At 61.0% G+C, this 15,536-nt stretch carries 9 protein-coding genes; 3 read left to right on the top strand and 6 right to left on the bottom strand.

What is annotated here, in order from left to right; all coding sequences use genetic code 11:
- Positions 1-57: 57 nt before the first annotated feature.
- The 3 genes from I0K07_RS00495 to I0K07_RS00505 all read right to left on the bottom strand — a co-directional run bounded on the left by I0K07_RS00495 (position 58) and on the right by I0K07_RS00505 (position 5,020).
- Positions 58-2,253 (bottom strand): beta-glucosidase family protein, encoded by a 2,196-nt coding sequence (locus I0K07_RS00495; RefSeq protein ID WP_203290712.1) that lies wholly within the window; start codon positions 2,251-2,253, stop codon positions 58-60.
- 74 nt (positions 2,254-2,327) lie between these two features.
- On the bottom strand, positions 2,328-3,983 hold the full coding sequence (locus I0K07_RS00500) for a carboxylesterase/lipase family protein (protein WP_203290713.1): 1,656 nt from the start codon (positions 3,981-3,983) through the stop codon (positions 2,328-2,330).
- A gap of 245 nt (positions 3,984-4,228) precedes the next feature.
- Positions 4,229-5,020 carry a DeoR/GlpR family DNA-binding transcription regulator gene (locus I0K07_RS00505; RefSeq protein WP_203290714.1) on the bottom strand — a complete coding sequence of 264 codons (792 nt, stop codon included), beginning with the start codon at positions 5,018-5,020 and terminating at the stop codon, positions 4,229-4,231.
- Positions 5,021-5,471: 451 nt separating this feature from the next.
- Between I0K07_RS00505 and I0K07_RS00510 the strand changes: the two genes are divergently transcribed.
- Together I0K07_RS00510 and I0K07_RS00515 are read left to right on the top strand one after the other, a co-directional pair.
- Positions 5,472-7,751: a TonB-dependent receptor gene (locus I0K07_RS00510; RefSeq protein WP_203290715.1), complete on the top strand. Its 2,280-nt coding sequence runs from the start codon at positions 5,472-5,474 to the stop codon at positions 7,749-7,751.
- Positions 7,752-7,910: 159 nt separating this feature from the next.
- Positions 7,911-9,533 carry a carboxylesterase/lipase family protein gene (locus I0K07_RS00515; RefSeq protein WP_203290716.1) on the top strand — a complete coding sequence of 541 codons (1,623 nt, stop codon included), beginning with the start codon at positions 7,911-7,913 and terminating at the stop codon, positions 9,531-9,533.
- Between the two features lie 85 nt (positions 9,534-9,618).
- On the opposite strand, the gene rhaT is transcribed toward I0K07_RS00515, so the two are convergent.
- The 3 genes from rhaT to I0K07_RS00530 are packed head-to-tail and all read right to left on the bottom strand — an operon-like array spanning position 9,619 to position 13,307.
- On the bottom strand, positions 9,619-10,731 hold the full coding sequence (gene rhaT / locus I0K07_RS00520) for an L-rhamnose/proton symporter RhaT (RefSeq protein WP_203290717.1): 1,113 nt from the start codon (positions 10,729-10,731) through the stop codon (positions 9,619-9,621).
- Between the two features lie 12 nt (positions 10,732-10,743).
- Positions 10,744-11,898, bottom strand: a complete 1,155-nt coding sequence (gene lldD, locus I0K07_RS00525) for an FMN-dependent L-lactate dehydrogenase LldD (protein WP_203290718.1) — start codon at positions 11,896-11,898, stop codon at positions 10,744-10,746.
- The gene (locus I0K07_RS00530; RefSeq protein WP_203290719.1) at positions 11,895-13,307 is read right to left on the bottom strand and encodes an FGGY-family carbohydrate kinase; all 1,413 of its coding nucleotides are present in this window, start codon (positions 13,305-13,307) and stop codon (positions 11,895-11,897) included. Before I0K07_RS00530 ends, lldD begins: the two co-directional genes overlap by 4 nt.
- A 125-nt stretch (positions 13,308-13,432) precedes the next feature.
- Here I0K07_RS00530 and I0K07_RS00535 point away from each other — a divergent pair, with 125 nt between their 5' ends.
- Positions 13,433-15,535, top strand: a complete 2,103-nt coding sequence (locus I0K07_RS00535) for a bifunctional rhamnulose-1-phosphate aldolase/short-chain dehydrogenase (RefSeq protein ID WP_203290720.1) — start codon at positions 13,433-13,435, stop codon at positions 15,533-15,535.
- Position 15,536: the final 1 nt, after the last annotated feature.

Raw genomic sequence — 15,536 nt, forward strand, 5'->3', positions numbered from 1 at the left:
ATGGGTTCTGTTCTGGCAGCCTGCCGGACCCGCCAGGCCCGGCAGGCTGTGCCCGTCCTACGGTTCCAGGGTTTGGGCCGGCACGTCGGCCGTTCCCGTCAGTGCAGGTTCTTCCCCGGCACTTGCGGCCACGGCGACGCCATACTCTCCCCCGGCGATCTGCCAGGCATTCGCCTCGGAATCGAATTCGGCGAGCAGGCGCGCATCAACGGTGAGGCTGACTTCGGCACTGTCCCCCGGCTCGAGCACGACCCGGTCAAAGCCGACGAGGCGCTGCAAGGGATGGCCCGCCGCGTCCGTCAGGTAGACTTGCGGAACATCTGCGCCCGCTCGATCACCGGTATTTTCCACTTCGAACGTCACCTGCAGGGTTTCGCCGCCCGTGACCTGAAGGTCGGAATAGGCAAAACTCGTATAGCTGAGGCCATGTCCGAAGGGGAAACGGACGGGTGTGCCCGTCCGGGCAAACCATCGGTATCCGACATCGGATCCTTCCTCGTATTCCACCGTTACGGTTTCGCCCTCAACGGTGCCGAGCCCCGGAAGCGGAATGCGCAGATACTGGCCTTCAATCGGGAACGTCACCGGAAGGTGGCCCGACGGATTCACATCGCCGAACAGCACTTCCGTAATCGCTTGGGCGCCAGCCTGCCCGGGGTACCAGGCCGCCATGACGGCGCCGACTTCATCGATCCACGGCATGGCAACCGGGTTTCCGGTTTCCAATACGACAATCGTGTTCGGGTTCGCAGCGGCGGCCGCCGCCACGATGGCATCCTGGCCATTCGGCAAGGTCAGATCAGGTTGATCGAAACCCTCGGCAGCATGGGAAGTCACAAACACAATGGCGATATCGGCCTGCGATGCAATGGACGCAGCAGAGGACGGATACTGGCCTGGGTCAAACCGAACCTGCGCCTCACCGGCCCGGGCCCGGATGGCATCCAGCGGCGCCCCCGGGAAGTAACGCTCGGCCCGCCAGCCCGCCATCGAGCCATCGCCACCGATCGGAACCTCTGCGGCAAACCCGCCATCCGGAGTGACCTGTGAGGATCCACCTCCCGACAACACGCCATAATTGGACCGGCCACCAATAACCGCAATGGACTGGGCCTGAGCCGTGAGGGGCAGCAAGTCTCCCTCATTTTTCAGAAGGACCAGACCTTGGCGCGCAGCCTCCAGCGCGAGCTGTCCATGCGCCTCCAGATCAACCTCCGGCGCCGGCTGCTCCTGGTCAATGCCGACGGAGTAGATGCCATAGAGAATGCGTTGGACCATCTCCGAGATGCGGGAGTGAGGAATGTCACCGCGCTCGACGGCGGCACGCAGGGGCGCATCAAACCAGACTTCGTCATCGAGTTGCTGGCCGGATTGCTGGTCCAGACCGTATTCCGCGAAGCGCCAGTCATAGACGGCACCCCAGTCTGACAGGACCCAGCCCTGATAGTTCCAGTCGCGGCGAAGCACATTGTTCAGGAGCTCATCATTGCCGCAGGCATAATGGCCGTTCACCAGATTATAGGCGCACATGATCGAGGCCGGCTGCCCCTCCTCAAGCGCGATCTGGAACGCCAGAAGGTCGGACTCGCGGTGTTCAGCCGGGTCGATGATGGCGTTGAATGTGTGACGATTGGTTTCCTGCCCGTTGAGCGAGAAATGCTTCACCGTGGTCACGACCCCGGCCTCTTGGGAGCCTCGGACAGACGCAGCAGCCATCAAGCCGGTCAGCAGAGGGTCTTCGGAGAGGTATTCGAAATTGCGGCCATTCCGCGGATCACGGACCAGGTTCATGCCGCCGCCAAGGAGGACGTTGAAACCTCGGCTGCGCGCCTCCAGCCCCAAAGCCCCGCCGATATCGTGCATCAGCGCCAGATTGAACGTCGATCCCATGGCCAACCCGCCCGGAAAAGCGGTGGCCGTGTCGCCCGGGCGAGAACCGAACGGGTTGGTGATCCCAAGGCTGGCGTCTGTCTCGCGCAAGGACGGAATACCCAGACGCTCCACACCCGGGATGTAGCCGGCACCGGGAACCGCATCATCAGGAAGCGGGTTCGGACGATCGCCGAACTGCAGCGCCATGGGACCGTGGATGATGTTGAAGCGCTCATCATCGGTCATTGCCGCTTCGGCGAGGCGCGCGCGTTCTGCAGGATCAAGACTGGTATCCCGCCAGGGTTGATTGTCCTGAGCCGAAGCGGCCCCCAGGCAGGTGGCAAGTACAAGCGCGGATACGCCGATCCTGATCGTCATCATGGTGTCTTCCCCGTTTTGTGTCCGCCTTTGGCGGTACGTTTGTGGCGATGGTCTGAATAGGTTTGGAGGCAGGTCTAGGGCGTGCCTCGGGTTTCGAGCTGGCCTTGCCAGAACTGACGCTCCGCGGCCTCGGGATCGGAGACCAGTCGACAGGCAGCATCAATGAGATAGGTCTCTCGCCCGCTCAGGGTGTAGGGCCGCCATTGCGGCTGCCCTTCGACCGTTGGCACGCCCTGTCGTGCGAAGGATCCCCACAGCGAACTCATATTGTGTGCGGCCAGTCTTTGCTCCGGCGGGGTCGGGTTTCCAAAGAATGACCCCATGCCCGGATTGCCGACATTGTTGAACTTCATCACGATGTCTGACGCATGCGGACTTCCGATCTCGAACTCCGTGCCCGGAAAGCGATCCGTGCTGTGATAGTCCAGGATGTATGCGTAGACGGGCGCCTGGCCCTCGGCGGCCTTCGCTTCGGCAACATGGACGGCCTGCGCCCGCCAGGGCATGGCGGTCTCGATGGCCATCAGGAGCTGAGAGGGCGTGGCGTCCGGACGCGACGCCCGGAAGGCCTCCAGCCAAGCGGCTGCATCGCTGCCATGACTGGCCGTCAACCGCGCGATCAGCCCCGCCTCATCGAGCGAAAATGCCTCTGGGTCACCGAAATGGAAGAAGACGGCTTCATCGCGGTTCGTGCCGATAATCAGCGGCTTGTTCGCTGAAATGGCCGGAGCATGCTCCTTGAACGGAACCTCCGGCAACACCTGGCCATCAATGACGGGCCAGAACCACTGGTCCCGATTGGCCGGCGGCTCTCCCGGCTCCCGAGACCCGGGCGGTAGCGGATTGTCGCCACCATTTTGAAAATTCAGCCACTGCTCGGCCGACAGATCGAGAAGTTCAGCCGGGTCATTCAGGTCGAACCAGCGCATCGCTTCGCGGGCGACATCTGTGGCCTGCTCCGGCGACCAGTCATTCGGTCCGATCGGGCTTTCAATGGACGCACGGGCAAACAAGGGGGCCGCTTGCGGCATGGCATAGAGGCAGCTGACTTTGCCGCCTCCACCGCTTTCTCCGAAGATTGTGACATTCTCCGGGTCGCCACCAAAAGCCGCGATATTGCTGCGCACCCAGTCCAGCGCGGCGACCAGGTCCAGAAGCCCCGGATTGGCCGGGTAGTCGTCGCCAAGCAGACCGCCCAGATACAGATAGCCAAACACGCCGAGCCGATGGTTGACTGCAACGACCACGACGTCCTGTTCACGCGCCAGATTGGCGCCGTTCTGGTATTCGCGAGCGCCTGAGCCCACCGTAAAGCCGCCGCCATGGCAATAGAACATGACGGGCCGGCTGCCCGACTGGGCATCCGGGGTCCAGATGTTCAAGAAGAGGCAGTCTTCGGAACTGGGCTCACCGCCAGGCCCCTGAACAGGCTGGATCGCCTGGGGACCAAATTGTGTGGCATCGCGGACACCGGACCAGCTGGCGGGCGGGGTCGGCGCGCGAAACCTTTGCTCCCGCCCGGAGACGGGACCCGCATAGGGAAGACCGCGAAAGACGCGAACGCCGCGCTCGACATCGCCACGCACCTGGCCGTATTGCGTCGCGACAGTCTGCGCATCGACGTCTCCAAAGGCCCGGCCCGTCAGGGCCGACATGCCCAAGCTGGCACCACCGGCCGCCAGGATAGCCCTGCGCGACAAACGCCCCTTCAACCAAGAATGGGTGTGCATGCGTCCTCCTCATTCGGCAAAGCCGACATCTGGCCCTATTGCGACTCTGGCCGGCAGTACCTTCCGGGGAGGGCAAGCCGACAGGACGAGAGCTCTCTTGTGGGACGGCACACTCACACGATGTCAGGCAAGTTTCAATAGTTTTCGGTCATAATCGCTCACAAAACTGCAAACGAGGATCGCGCGCGTGCGGTTCAACGGTAAGCATGCTCTGAATGAAAATGGTGGGGAGGCGGGAGATCCGCCTAGGCGTCGGCGATAATGACGTTCACGCCGGCCTTTTGCAGCATTTCGAGATCACGGGGCTTGATACGGGCATCCGTAATGATCGTATCAATCTCGTCGATAGCGCACACGACATTTCCGGATGATCCTTCAAACTTGCTGGCATCCACAAGAACGACGATTTCATCCGCCCGCTCGATCAACCGGCGCTCCGCAGCAACCAGGACAACATCCGCCTGCATCAACCCCTGCGGTCCGATGGAAGCGGCGCCCATGAAAAGCTTGGGCGCATGAAAGCGCGGCATGCCATCTTCGCCAAAGACAGACAGGATAATGTTCTGCTCGGGGAAAACCGCACCGGCAGGAACCAGAATACGGGTCCCGCGCTGGCCAAGCAGAGCCGATACAATGTGGAGCGAATTGGTCAGCACCTGAAGATTAAGGCCGGCCAGATGCGAGCACATCTGGAGCGTTGTGGACCCGCCATCAATCATCACGCCTTCGCCGGACTGGCACAGCTTCGCAGCGGCTTTGCCAATCGCCTTCTTTTCTCGAAGATGCAGGTTGATGTTTTCCTGGAAGGGCACGCCGGCCAGACGCTGGAGGTCTGTACCACCGGTCTCGTTCGACGCATTCAGGCGCCGGGCCCCACCCCGGACACGCTCCAGACGCCCCTCCTGAGCGAGGCGTTCCAGATCCCGGCGTATCGTCGCCGGAGACCCATCGATTCGCCGCCCGAGCTCCTGAAATGAAACAAATCCCCGTTCCTCAAGCAGGCGAAGGATAAAGTCCTCGCGTTCAGAAGCGTGCATGCTCTTTCCTTCGAGTGCGTCGGCCTATCAATCAGGGCCACTCATCTTTGACGCGTATATCAATGAGTGCCTTCCCTCAAGCTTGAGCTCGACCAACTCATTGGTTTTGCTGAATCAGCACTCGACACTAACCCTCGTGAATCTGATTGCAAATTGCATCAAGATTCTCGAATTCGCGCCCACCACTCAAACCACTATGATTCATAGATTTCCTCAAAATTTATTGATAAACAATAATTTCGCAGCCAATTTTGTTGTAAATGAGCGATTTTTCTAATTTTTCGATTGAATACGATTGACAATTGTCACTCTCAACCGTCCTAAATGGCGTCGCATCGCTCCAAAAACAAAGAGGGCGAGCAAAAAGCGCAATAGTGAATTCTATGAGCGGGAGGAATAGGAAATGAACAGGACATTTGGGCCGTCCCGGGCCAAATGGGGACTAGCCCTATTGGCCAGCACCAGCATGCTGGCCCTGACTTCACCCACATTCGCACAGGACGAAAACGCACCGTCCGTTGACGAGGATGTCATCATCGTCACGGCCAACAAGCGTGAAGAGCCGATCCAGACCGTCGCAGCGACGGTGAATGTGGTCTCCAATGAAACCATTTCGGACCTGCGGGTTACGACCGTGCAGGAACTGACAACTGTCGTGGGCGGCCTTTCGTTGACCATGACAAGCCCGTCGGAACAATCCGTTTCCCTGCGCGGCATCAAGATGCCGAGCGCCGGGGGGTCTGGGGGGACCACCAACACGGTTGAATCCTACATCAACCAGGTTCCGATCAGCTCGGTCGATCTTTTCTCGGCCACGCTGGACATTGGCCAGGTGGAAATCCTGAAGGGCCCGCAGGGCACGCTTCAGGGCCGCCCGTCTCCGTCCGGCGCCCTGATCGTCACAACGATGCGCCCGTCATTCGACGAAGCCAATGGCTTCATCGAGGGAACGCTGACCGATCATGACGGCCGCAACATCCAGGCGGCCTATGGCGGCCCGATTGGCGACAACTTTGCCTTCCGCCTTGCCGGCGTCTATGACTATAACGGCGGCACGGAAGTACAGAACATTGCCAATGGCAATTCCAACTATGCCGAGATCTATGTGACACGGGGTTCGCTGTCCTGGATGCCGAATGACCGGCTCCAGATCGATGCGATGCTCCAGTACACGCATGATGAGCGGGACTTCTATCGTCAGGTCACGGGCGCACCGCCCTGTACGGCCGCCGACCGTCCGGCCGGTTACGCCAACCCGATCGACTACCCGGTCAGCTCTGTGGGCTGTGGACAGGAAATCACCCTGTTCGACCGCATCGCAATGACCGATGGCGACAATCTGAATGTCTACGAAGGGACGCTGTTCACGCTGAACGCCAGCTTCGAGATCAATGACATTCTCGAACTCGTCTATGTCGGTGGCTACAACGACAACACCTATGACAACCGGCTCGATTTCGACTTTGCCGGCATCGGTGCCGCCAACCAGATCCCGACCTTCCTGACCGCATCCAACGAGAACACGACCTTCTCGAACGAGCTGCGCCTGCACGGGTCGCCGAACGATTTCTACAACTTCATCTTCGGCGTTTTCACGGCTCACCGTGAAACCAGCGGCACTCTGGACTTCGTCCCGTTTGCCTTTGGCATTCCGAGTGGAAGTGAAACGGATGATTTTGGCATCTTCACCAATCAGCGCTTCCAGCTGACGGATGATGACAGCCTCGAACTGGGTGTTCGCTACACGCAGATTGATGTCGAGAACACGATCTCCAGCGTCGAGACCAGCTATCATGCGATCACGGGCAATGCGAACTACCGGCACTTCTTCACGCCGGATGTCATGGGCTATGTGAATTTCGGCACGTCCTACCGCCCCGGTTCTGCCGGCACGCGGGGTTCGCCCGTGGATGGCGTCATTCCGGCGTCTTACGGCAATTTCGACGACGAACACTCGCAGTCGCTCGAGTATGGCCTGAAGACCCAATGGTTCGATAATCGCCTCACCGCGAACATCGCCATCTTCGATCAGGCTTATGACGGCTATATCGCCTCGCAGTTCAACATTGCCTGTACCGGTGTTCCTTCTGCACCGGGCACGGGAACCCAATGGGGTACGCGAGACGGCACACCGACCGGCGATGGCTGCTTCGGCACCATGTTCGGCAATGGCGATGCCGTGTCCAAAGGGTATGAGATCGAGCTGAGCTTCGACATCACCGACAATTGGACCATCAACACCATCTACACCTACACGGATGCGCACTTCGACAACGCGCTGGTGCCGTGTAACGACTATGATGGCGATGGCGTCCTCGACACCAATGGTCCGCCCATGGTTCAGGAAGGCCGCTATGTCAGTGAATGCGCGGTCAATGGTCCGCTCGGAGCCCTGCCGTCCCGGAGCTGGAGCGCCAACACCAATTACGACTTCCAAGTCGGTGGTCTGGACGCCTATGTCCGTGCCAGTGCTGTTGGCTACGACTCCTACTTCTTCCCGCAGACCGGACGCACTTTCGAGGGCGACCTGCGCGTGAATGCCTATGTTGGCATCCGCGACCAGGACCGGAATTGGGAACTCATGCTGTGGGCGAAGAACCTCTTCGACCACGTCGTGGAAGACACGGATGGTGGCGACTGGACGATTTTCGGATCGGTCCCGTCGGGCCTGCGTGTCGGCACGGTCACCAACCATCGTGAAGTCGGCCTGACCCTGCGTCGCGACTTCTAGAAACAACCTCCCTTGAGGCTGAATTGGCCGATTGGCGACGCACTATACCGGTGGCGCATTTTGTTTGCCCCGGAGCGTTCCGCCGATCGGCCATTTTTTCGCCCGGACACAAGTCAAACCGGGCGCCTGCCCGCCACCCTCGACCTAAAGGAGTCCGCCATGACCGCCCTGCGTCCACTTACGACCCTTGCCATGGTGTCAGCACTCGCACTCGGTGCATGTGGCACCGAACCCGATGCCGACGGACCTCTCGTTGAAACCCTGTCCGGCCCGCTTCTGGGTTCAACGGCGGCTGGCGTCGACAGCTTTCTGGGCATTCCCTACGCCGCGCCGCCGACAGATGACCTTCGCTGGCGCGCGCCCCAACCCGTCACGGCATGGTCCGCCACGCGTCCTGCAACCGGGTTTGGCGATGACTGCCAGCAAACGCCCTTCGCCCAGGATGCGGCTCCCAGCACCGCCCCCTTCTCCGAGGACTGCCTCTTCGTCAATGTCTGGCGCCCGGCGGACGTCGAACCAGGAGCAGACCTGCCCGTCGCCGTCTGGATCCATGGCGGCGGCTTCGTCAATGGCGGTTCCTCACCGGCCATTTATTCGGGTGAGAGCTTTGCCCGGAACGGTGTCATCTATGTCAGCATGAATTACCGGCTGGGTCGTTTCGGCTTCTTTGCCCACCCCGCCCTGACCCGTGAAAATGCCGATGAGGGCCTGCTGGGCAATTACGGATATCTCGATCAGATCGCCGCCTTGAACTGGGTGGAGGCCAATATCGCAGCCTTCGGCGGCGACCCCGACAATGTCACGATTTTCGGAGAATCCGCCGGCGGGGCCTCTGTCCAGGCGATGCTGACATCACCATTGGCGCAAGGTCTTTTCGACCGCGCCATCATTCAGAGCGGCGGCGGCCGGCGAACAGGCTTCTCGGACCGGCGCCTGCAGGACGATGCGCCCGGATCCCCCTCCCTGGAAAGCCTTGGCGTGGCGTTTGCCGAAGCGCACGGGATCACGGGCGACGGCCCGGCGGCCCTGGACGCCTTGCGCGCACTCCCGGCCTCGGAGATTGATGGCGGTCTGAGCATGGCCAGCATGGGCCAGCAGGGCGCGACCTATGGCGGCCCATCCATCGATGGCCGTATCGTGACGGCGCCGCTCCAGGACCAGTACATGTCCGGACAGTTTGCCATGGTGCCATTGATGATCGGGGCAACGAGCGCTGATCTCGGCTTTTTGCCGGTGGCGACAAAAGCCGATGCCTTCAACCTGTTCGGGGATTCGGCTGACGCTGCGCGGGCCGCCTATGACCCGGACGGTGTGCTACCGGATGCAGCAGTGATTTCTGCCATCGGGGGCGACCTCTTCATGGTCGAACCCGCCCGCTTTGTTGCCAGCCGGTTCAACGCGGCCGGCAATCCCGTCTTTCACTACCGCTTCAGCTATGTGGCCGAAGCGCTACAGGACACATTCAGCGGAGCGCCGCATGCCAGCGAGATACCCTACACGCACAACACGCTCGCGAACCGCCGGGACGGCGAAACAACCACGCCCGGCGACCAGGCCGTTGCCGAACTGACCCATCGCTACTGGCTGAACTTCATCCGGTCCGGCGACCCGAACAGCGACGATCAGACCGCCTGGCCGCTTTATTCGGCAGTGACAGAGCCGCTCATGGACATCAGCGCATCCGGCGAGGCCGTCGCCGGGCGTGACCCCTGGTCGGACCGGCTGGACATGGTCTGTGATGCCTTTGCGGGAACCGGCTGTCCGGAAGACGATCCGGAATAATCCCGGGGCACCCCTGTCTTGCCTATCAAAAAGGGCCGCGCCTTGGTTCAAGGTGCGGCCCTTTCGTCTGGAAGATGAGCCTGGCTCAGTGACCGCCAGCACCACCGGCGAGCATGTTGCCAACCCCGATGATCACTGTTGACCCAACCAGAAGGGTGATGCCGGCCCAGACCAGCCATTTGGTCTTGGCACTCGCACCCGACCATTCCTTCAGGGCAAAACCCCACAGGGTGGAGAAAAGGATGATGCTGGCCATGTGCAGGGTCCAGGAGGAGAAGCCATAGCTACCCATCTGGCTTTCACCCATCGTGTAGAAGAAGAACTGGAAGTACCAGAGCGTCCCCCCGAAAGCCGCCAGAAGATAATTGGCAATCAGCGGCACGCGCCCCGGCTTGGCGTCTTCGATCGTCACAGTGCCGGCGTCATCCACGACAGCCGCCTTGCGGCCAAACAACTCCATGAAAGAGCGGTTCTTGCGGATCAGATAGCCACACCAGATGAGATTGGTGGTGAGACCGCCTGCCAGAACGACACACAGGACCGGCAGCCCCTGCGAAAGCGTGTTGGTGCCCGCCGCCAGGGTCAGGTCCCGGATTTCCTGCCCTGCATCAAGGCCCCAGGCAAAACAGCCGGACATCACCCCGGAAAAGACGGCGATCAGCAGTCCTTTCTTGAGATCAAACTCCGCAACACCCGCATTGGCGCCACCATCCGTCTCGCGTTCCTTGGAATTGCCGGCAATGGCCACCACGATGATGCCCAAAACAGTGACCACAATCCCGAGGAGCGTCACCTGTCCGCTTTGCGTCATCGCAATGTCCAGCAAAGTCCCCCGGAAAATCGGCGGACCAAGTGTGCCGATGACAGTCGTCAGCCCCAGCGCCACGGCCATGCCCAGGGACAAGCCGAGAAAGCGCATGGTCAGGCCGAAAGTCAGGCCACCAAAGCCCCACATGGCACCCCAGAACCAGCACCAGAACAGCGTGCTCTGCGACGTGGATCCGAGGACGCCCAGAAGGTCTTCCGTTCGCAGGGATGCAAAGATCCACGGCGCGATCAGCCAGGAGAACACGCCCCCGACGATCCAGAAAATCTCCCAGGACCAGAGTTTGATCCGCTTGTAAGGCACGTAGAAACTGGCTGAGGACAAACCTCCTAGCCAGTGAAAGAATACGCCCAGCATTGGATTGGCATTCATGTTCTTCCCCGTTTAGTGCGGCATCCGTTTTGTCAGGATGTCCATGTTGATTTGAGAAATTCGGGTCACCCCTGTCAGGGCCATCGCGACACGCATCTCCGCGTCGATGAGGTCGAGAATGTGGGCAACGCCAGCCCGGCCACGCCCCGCCAGGGCATAGGCCCAGGCCCGCCCCAACAACACGCCGTCAGCACCCAGCGCGAGCATTCGCACGACATCCAGCCCCGATCGGATACCGCCATCGGCCAAGATTTTGAGATCGCCTGAAACCGCATCCGCAATGGCCGGCAGGGCCTCGGCGCTCGCTGGCACGCCGTCCAGTTGCCGGCCGCCATGATTGGACACAACAAGACCATCCACACCGAGCCGCGCGGCTTGCCGGGCATCATCAACATCCAGGATGCCCTTGATGATCAGGGGGCAGTCCCAGTGCTCGCGAATGAAGTCGATGTCAGACCAGGAAATTGCCGGATCGAAATTGTTCCGCATCCAGGCAAAGAAATCCTGCAGGCCGGTCTTGCCTTTCAGCACCGGCGCGACATTGCCCAGATGATGGGGACGCCCCCGCAAGCCCACATCCCAGGCCCAGCCGGGGCGCAGCAAGGCTTGGGCCGCGCGGCGCAAATCTCCGGCAAGACCCGGCGCGCCGGCCAGACCGCTGCGATAGTCGCGATAGCGGGTGCCCGGGACGGGCATGTCGACGGTGAAAACCAGCGCCGGACAACCCAGATTCCGAGCTTCGGCCATCAGGTCGCGCATGAATTCCCTATCGCGGATCATGTAGAGCTGGAACCAGAAGGGCTGGCTCACCCCGGCCCGCACTTCCTGAAGGGGGCAGGCTGAGACGGTCGATAGTGTGAAGGGAATGCCGGCAGTTTCAGCGGCCTGCGCGGCCTGCACCTCTCCACGGCGGGCATTCATGCCAGCCAGTCCGATCGGACCAAGTGCGACCGGCATGGCGAGGGATTGCCCGAACAGCTCGGTCGACAGCTCAATATCGGAAACATCCCTCAGGACGCGCTGTCGCAAGGCTATGCCATCAAGCGCCTCGCGATTGCGTGACAGCGTTACCTCTGCATAGGAGCCGCCATCCATGTATTCGAACAGAAAATGGGGAAGACGCCGTCTGGCCAGTTCGCGATAGTCATGGATGGACGCTGCGATCATGCCACAACACCCTGCTCATTCACGCGGTCCCGCCAGGCAGTCTGATAAGCGGCGAGCTCGTCTTCGAGCGGTCTGACCGGGGACAGCGGTGTCGCTGGCTTCAAGTCTGGATTGAGCAGCCGAAGGGCGCCGAAAGACACATCATTGTGGGCATGCGTGGTGTAGACCTTCATGTCCGGACGCAGGCGCGCGAGACCGCGGACAAACACTTCCGCTTCTGCAAACCGCCCCTCCACGAGAAGCGTGCCGCGGGCGCCAATCAGGTCGAGGGATTCATCCATGACCATGGCGGCGTACAGACAGGCCGCGGCCCGCCGCTGAAACCAGTTATCCGGTTGATTGAGCCAGGTCCCCTTTGTCTCCGGGAAAGGGCCGAAGCCGGGCGCGAAAGTCGGAAGCAACATGGCCTCATTGGCGATGACCGGTGCCACGGAGGCGAGCATCTCCGGCTGGTCCGGCTTGATGTCCACACGGCGGGTATCGATCCCGATCAGGGTTTCGATCTCGCGCCCTCCCATGAAACGGGCGGATGGAACCGGACGTCCGGCAATATCGACATTGATCAGACAGTCGCGCCCGGGCTCCAGACTGGCCGGGTCAAAGGCGTCGGCCATTGACCGCATGGCCACAAACCAGGTGCCCGTGGACAGGATGGTGCAATCCGCATCGGCGATTTCCGGGAAGCCACGCGCTGCGACCAAGGCCGCATTCGAGTCGTGCAGTCCACAATGGATTTCAACGCGCTCCGACAGTCCGGTTTTCGCGGCCAGATCAGGTGAAAGACGCCCGATCACATCACCCGCGCGGGCCAGGGGGGCAAACTTTTCGGCCCAGCCCAATCGCTTGGCCATCGGTGAAAAGTCCTGTTCAGCCGGTGACCAGAGATCCGTATGACAGCCCAGACTCGTCACTTCACTTGTCGCGACGCCAGACAGACGCCACGCCCAGAACTGGGCGAGCGGCATGATGGTGGCCGCGTCAAACAAGCCGGGATTGATTGATTGGAGCCAGAAGAGCTGGGTGCCAAGATTCAAGCCGTCCGGAAGGGAAGGTGACCCGTTGACGGCAAACGGATCCCGCTCGGCCCAATAGGCCTCCCTGATCGCGTCCGGCACCGGTTGTTCGTAGTCCATCGGCGGAGCCACAAGCTGTCCGTCCCGCACCAACGCGGCACTGGCGCCATGGCAGACCGGAATGATCGCTCGAATGGGACCGCGCTTGGAAAACTCAGTGAGCGTTTCCACGACCCATTCAAACGTCGCTTCCGTGTCGAGCGCACGATAATGCGGCGTCTGCGGACTGGCGTTCGGCCGCGCCGCCCGCTCGACCAGCTCGCCGTCAGACGTCCAGGCGCTCAGCTTGCTCAGCGTCTTCCCGACATCCAGGACTATGATTTCGGCAGGCTTCAATTTGGCTCCCCATGCTCTATTTTGATCGATATGTATCGAAACTGATTGAGACGCGCCAGCTTTAATGTTATTTGACCCTCGCGACGCATGTCGTGGATCCGCACCCCAGAACAATTGGACGGCCGATGTCGAGTATTCCTCTTAAATTTCCTGAAGCTATTCCTTTCGTTGTTCCCCAGAACCGATGGTCCGACGACGACGCCCAATCCCTCACACCCGAGGGCTTGCTGCTGTATCGGTCCAATCTGCTTGGCTTCGATCTGACCGTCACGAATTTCGGGGGCGGCAATACATCTGCCAAGCTGAAAGAAACCGATCCGCTCACCGGCGAAACGGTTGATGTGCTCTGGGTGAAAGGCTCAGGTGGGGATATCGGGTCCATGCAGCTCGACGGCTTCTCCACGCTTTACCAGGACAAGCTGCTCGGTCTTGAGCGGCACTATGGCGGTCCGGAAGATGACGACAAGATGGTGGGTTACCTTCCCCATTGTACGTTCAATCTGAATCCGCGCGCAGCGTCCATCGACACACCGCTGCACAGCCTTCTACCCTTTGCCCATGTCGACCATGTGCACCCCGACGCCATCATCGCGCTTGCCGCCTCATCGGGCGGCGAGGCCGCCACGCAAGAAATCTGGGGCGGAAAGATCGGCTGGCTGCCCTGGAAGCGCCCGGGTTACACGCTGGGAATCCAGCTGCGCGACTATGTCGCCGCCAATCCCGGCCTCGAAGGCGTCATGCTTGCGGGCCACGGGATCATCTGCTGGGCCGATACGGCCAAAAATTGCTATGATCACACGATCCAGCTGATCGCTGATGCCGCCAACTATCTGAACCGTAAAATGGATGGTCGGCCAGCCTTCGGAGGCCAACAGATCACGCCGCGGGACGACCGCCGGGAGATTGCAGCCCGGTTGATGCCGAAACTGCGCGGACTGATGACCGGTGCCCGCGCCAAGGTCGGTCATTTTGCCGATGATCCGGAAACCCTGGAATTCGTCGGCTCTGTCGACTTCAATCGCCTGGCTCCGATCGGCACTTCCTGTCCCGACCACTTCCTGCGGACCAAGATCGCACCGCTCGCGCTCGACCCTGAGCGCCTGGAGGATGACGCTTATCTCGCACAATCCATTTCGGATTACCGCGACGCCTATGCCGCCTACTATAACCGCTGTGCCAGCCCGCAAGACCCGGCAATGCGCGATGCCAACCCGATTGTGGTGCTCGTGCCCGGCATTGGCCGCATGACCTTCGCTGCCGACAAGAAGACGGCCCGGCTCGCCGGTGAGTTCTACGCCAACGCCATCAATGTCATGCGCGGCGCGGAAGCCATCGGCTCCTATATCGGTCTGGATGAGCAGGAAGCCTTCAATATCGAGTATTGGGCGCTGGAAGAGGCCAAGCTCCAGCGCATGCCGAAGCCGAAACCGATGGTCGGCAAGATTGCCCTCGTCACCGGCGGGGCTGGCGGCATTGGTCGCGCAACGGCTGAACGCCTTCTGGCGGACGGGGCCTGTGTCATGCTGCTCGACCGCGAAGAAGCTTCGCTGGGCACCGTAAAGGGTGACCTGGAGCAGCGCTTTGGCAAGGATTGCGTCCGCTCCGCACTCTGCGACGTCACGAAGGAAGACCAGGTTCAGGCGGCCTTTGATGCGTGCGCCTTGGAGTTCGGCGGACTGGACATCCTGATCGCCAATGCCGGGATTGCCTCTTCGGCGGCGCTGGAGCAAACCAGCGTGGACCTGTGGCGCAAGAATTATGATGTCCTTGCCGAAGGCTACTTCCTGACTGCCCGCGCAGCCTTCCCATTGATGAAGGCGCAGCAGGGCGGATCGATCATCTTTATCGGGTCCAAGAACGGTATCGCCCCGGCGACCAACGCTTCGGCCTATGCCTCAGCCAAGGCCGCGTCTCTCCACCTGGCCCGCTGCCTGGCTCTTGAGGGGGCACCCGCAGGCATCCGTGTGAACACGGTCAATCCGGATGCCGTCATTCGCGGATCACGGATCTGGGACGGCGATTGGCGCAAGGAGCGCGCTGGCGCTCACGGCATCGACCCCGGCGCCGAGCTGGAAGCCCATTACCGCAATCGCTCAATGCTGAAACGAGACGTTCTGCCGGAGGATATTGCCGAAACGGTCTTCTTCTTCGCCAGCGATCTTTCGGCGAAATCGACCGGCAATATGATAAATGTGGACGCAGGCAATGCCCAAGCGTTCACGCGATAGG

It is taken from the genome of Maricaulis parjimensis, assembly GCF_016817355.1.
Taxonomy (GTDB): domain Bacteria; phylum Pseudomonadota; class Alphaproteobacteria; order Caulobacterales; family Maricaulaceae; genus Maricaulis; species Maricaulis parjimensis.

Coding starts and splice junctions, on each gene's coding strand:
- I0K07_RS00495 (WP_203290712.1), bottom strand. CDS start 2,253: ATGATGACGATCAGGATCGGCGTATCCGCGCTTGTACTTGCCACCTGC.
- I0K07_RS00500 (WP_203290713.1), bottom strand. CDS start 3,983: ATGCACACCCATTCTTGGTTGAAGGGGCGTTTGTCGCGCAGGGCTATC.
- I0K07_RS00505 (WP_203290714.1), bottom strand. CDS start 5,020: ATGCACGCTTCTGAACGCGAGGACTTTATCCTTCGCCTGCTTGAGGAA.
- I0K07_RS00515 (WP_203290716.1), top strand. CDS start 7,911: ATGACCGCCCTGCGTCCACTTACGACCCTTGCCATGGTGTCAGCACTC.
- rhaT (WP_203290717.1), bottom strand. CDS start 10,731: ATGAATGCCAATCCAATGCTGGGCGTATTCTTTCACTGGCTAGGAGGT.
- lldD (WP_203290718.1), bottom strand. CDS start 11,898: ATGATCGCAGCGTCCATCCATGACTATCGCGAACTGGCCAGACGGCGT.
- I0K07_RS00535 (WP_203290720.1), top strand. CDS start 13,433: ATGTCGAGTATTCCTCTTAAATTTCCTGAAGCTATTCCTTTCGTTGTT.